The sequence below is a fragment of the Kitasatospora sp. NPDC059803 genome, from assembly GCF_042732255.1.
GTDB lineage: Bacteria > Actinomycetota > Actinomycetes > Streptomycetales > Streptomycetaceae > Kitasatospora.
Genome location: NZ_JBHWIJ010000397.1, coordinates 2,349 through 5,905, shown reverse-complemented (window position 1 = coordinate 5,905; position 3,557 = coordinate 2,349). Strand labels below are relative to the sequence as shown.

The 3,557-nt window shown below is 72.6% G+C and carries 3 protein-coding genes; 1 reads left to right on the top strand and 2 read right to left on the bottom strand.

Annotation, left to right across the window (positions count from 1 at the left end):
* Nucleotides 1-153 precede the first annotated feature (153 nt).
* On the bottom strand, nucleotides 154-1,425 hold the full coding sequence (gene tyrS / locus ACFV6I_RS36465; RefSeq protein WP_380430279.1) for a tyrosine--tRNA ligase: 1,272 nt from the start codon (nucleotides 1,423-1,425) through the stop codon (nucleotides 154-156).
* 292 nt (nucleotides 1,426-1,717) lie between these two features.
* Here tyrS and ACFV6I_RS36460 point away from each other — a divergent pair, with 292 nt between their 5' ends.
* A complete protein-coding gene (locus tag ACFV6I_RS36460) occupies nucleotides 1,718-2,260 on the top strand; it encodes an HNH endonuclease (protein ID WP_063349641.1) in 543 nt (180 codons plus the stop codon).
* A 33-nt stretch (nucleotides 2,261-2,293) separates the two neighbouring features.
* Here ACFV6I_RS36460 and ACFV6I_RS36455 read toward each other — a convergent pair.
* A partial coding sequence (locus ACFV6I_RS36455; RefSeq protein WP_380430277.1) for a PQQ-binding-like beta-propeller repeat protein occupies nucleotides 2,294-3,557 on the bottom strand: 1,264 nt, incomplete at its 5' end.

Sequence of the window (3,557 nt, the reverse complement as noted above, 5' to 3'; positions counted from 1 at the left end):
TGGTGTGGGTGGGTCCGGATGTTTGGGGTGCCGGAAAACGCCTCTGGTTAAAAACTTGGCCACCCGGACCAAATCGTCAAAAACGGTGGGCGGGACGGGGCTGTATCCCGCCCTCGTATGTCGAAGCCGCAGCTCAGCGGCGTCGTGTTTCGGTCACGCCGTAGCCGGAACCAGCTCCGCCGCCGCCAGGTTGCGCTTGCCGCGGCGCAGCACGAGCCAGCGGCCGTGCAGCAGGTCGGCCTCGGCCGGCACCGCTTCCTCGTCCGTCACCTTGACGTTGTTGAGGTAGGCGCCGCCCTCCTTGACCGTGCGGCGGGCGGCCGAACGGCTCGGTGCCAGGCCGACGGCGACCAACAGGTCGACCACCGACTGGAGTTCGGCCACCTCGGCCTTCGGGACCTCGGACAAGGCGGCGGCCAGGGTCGGCGCCTCCAGGTCGGCGAGGTCGCCCTGTCCGAACAGCGCCTTGGACGCGGCGACCGCGCGCTCGTACTGCTCGGCGCCGTGGACGAGGGTGGTGAGCTCCTCGGCGAGGGCTCGCTGGGCGAGGCGGGCGGCGGGGCGCTCGGTGGTCTCGCGCTCCAGCTCCTCGATCTCCTCCTTCGAGCGGAAGCTGAAGATCCGCAGGAAGTTGGAGACGTCCCGGTCGTCCGCGTTCAGCCAGAACTGGTAGAAGGCGTACGGGGTGGTCAGCTCGGGGTCGAGCCAGACCGTGCCGGACTCGGTCTTGCCGAACTTGGTGCCGTCGGCCTTGACGATCAGCGGCGTGGCCAGCGCGTGCACGGACTTGGCGTCGGCCTTGCGGATCAGGTCCGTGCCGGCGGTCAGGTTGCCCCACTGGTCACTGCCACCGGTCTGCAGGGTGCAGCCGTAGCGGCGGTTCAGCTCCAGGTAGTCCATGCCTTGCAGGATCTGGTAGCTGAACTCGGTGTAGCTGATACCCGCGTCGGAGTTGAGCCGTCGGGCGACGGCCTCCTTGGCGATCATGTTGTTGACGCGGAAGTACTTGCCCACGTCGCGCAGCAGGCTGATGGCCGACATCCCGGACGTCCAGTCCAGGTTGTTGACCATGCGCGCCGCGTAGGGGCCCTCGAAATCGAGGAAGCGCGAGATCTGGCCCCGCAGTCGCTCGACCCAGCCGGCCACCGTCTCGGGGTCGTTGAGGACGCGCTCCGCGGTGGGCTTCGGGTCACCGATGAGGCCCGTGGCGCCGCCGACCAGGCCGAGCGGGAGGTTTCCCGCCTGCTGGATGCGGCGCATGGTGAGGATCTGCACGAGGTTGCCGAGGTGCAGGCTGGGGGCCGTCGGGTCGAAGCCGCAATAGAACGTGACCGGGCCGTCCGCGAACGCCTTGCGCAGTGCGTCCTCGTCGGTGGACAGGGCGATCAGCCCCCGCCACCGCAGCTCGTCGACGATGTCCGTCACGGTCACGCTTCTCCTTCGATCGGGCGCCCGCCCGGTGGCGGGCCCGGTTCTCTCGGACCCCGGGTCGGTACGACTCCAGCGTGGTAGAGCCTACGCGGTCGGGGCCAGCGGGTTTTCCCCGAGCGTCGTGCCGCACTCCTCCCCCAGCCCCTCCGGCGCCTGCCCGATACCGGAAATTCCGTTGTTCGTCGGCTGTGGGCCCGTTCAGAGTGGTGTCACCGCCGTGCGGCGGCAGTGACGTGTGTGGAGACGGTCGTGCCGCCGTGGCACGCCCACGGGAAGGGTGTGCCAAGTGCGCAACACGCTGGTTCTGAACGCGAGCTACGAGCCCCTGACGACGGTGTCGCTCCAGCGCGCCGTCGTCCTGGTGCTCCAGGACAAGGCGGTGGTGGAGCAGGCGCATCCGCTGCGCACGGTCCGGGGGACGGGCGTCAGCATCCCGGTGCCCCGGGTGATCAGGCTGCAGCGCTACGTGAGAGTGCCGTTCCGACAACAGGCGCCGTGGTCGCGGCGGGGTGTCCTGGCCCGGGACCAGCACCTGTGCGCGTACTGCGGGCGGCGGGCCACCACGGTGGACCACCTGCAGCCCAGGTCGCGCGGTGGGGAGGACAGCTGGTTGAACACCGTGGCCGCGTGCCCGGAGGACAACCAGCGCAAGGCGGACCGGACACCCGAGCAGGCCGGGATGAGGCTGCTGCGCCGGCCGTTCGTGCCGACCCCGCAGGCCACCCTCATGCTGGCGCTCGGCCTGCGCGGCTCGGAGGCCCGGGAGCTGGCCGACTGGCTGCCGGCCGTGCCGGGCCAGCCCGCTCCGACAGCCGTCCCGGCGGCGTGAACGCGGCCGCGAGCCGCGCCCGACGGGGGCGGGCTAGCCCTTCGCCTGGTAGCCCGCCGCCGTGCCGTAGTTGGCCGAGTGCTCGGGCATCACGACCACCCGCCCGCCGCCGATCAGCACCCGCCCGGAGACCAGCAGCGAACCGGTGCCCTGCGGGAAGTTGCCACCGGTCGCCTCCTGACCGCCGGCCAGCGGGAACCGGCTGAGGCGGGCGGGCTGGTCGCGGCGTTCGTCGGCGGCGAGCACCAGCGCGCCGCCGTCGACGCCGACCGCCCGGACGGTGCCCTTGGCGGCGGTCGGCGCCTTCCAGCGCTGCTTGCCGGTGTCGAGGTCGTAACCGACCGCCGCGACCGGTCCGCCGCCGTTCGCCGGGACGAACGTGGTGACCATCGTGCGGTTCTGGAAGAACACCTCGGGGGTGGCCGAGAACGTGCCGTGGGCGACGTCCAGCCGGCCGCCGTCGCCGACCACCGGGATCTCGGCGGCCGGGTCGCCGCCCGCGCCCCAGGCGAACACCCGGTCGTCCTCCGGCTTCTCGCCCGTGGTGAGGACGACGGACGGCTCGGCGGACAGCACGCTCACCGTCTTCGGCCGGTTGTTCAGACCCCTCCACCAACTGACCTTGCCGTCCGCCGTGTTCAGCGCGACGGCCTGGTCGGCGGGGGTCGAGTCGGCGCAGGAGGAGGCGACCAGCACGGTCTTGCCGGTCACGCCGCCGGACAGGGTGCAGAACTTGCCCTGCCCGGTGTACTGCCAGACGTCCTTGCCGTCCGCGGACTCCCAGGCGACCGCCCGGTCGTCGCCGACCGCGATCACCTTGTCCTCGGTGACGCCGATCCGCGCGCCGTACGCGCCCTTGGCGTCCGAGACGGTCTTCGTCCACGCGGTCTTGCCGGTCTTGGTGTCCACGGCGGCGACCAGCGTGCACGGGCTCTTCGGATCGGCCGGGGCCCGGAACAGCACCGCGCCCAGCCCCGCCTGGTTGACCCCCGCCGACAGCCCGCACGGGACGGCCCCGGCCGCTGGTGGCTCCACCGACCAGACGGGCTTGCCGGCCGCGAGGTCGTAGGCCCGCACACCGGCGGCGTCGGCGCGGACCACCGCATCGGCCAGCAGCCAGCTGCCGACCAGCGTGTCGTCACCCGACGACCCGGACGCGGCGGGCTGGGCGGACCACACCTTGGTGTGCGCGACGGCGAACCCGGGCTCCCCGCCCCGGGGCGCGGCCGCCCGCTCCCCGCCCCGCGCCCCCGCCAGCCCGGGCGCCCCCACCCCCCCCCCCCGCGCGGCCACCCCC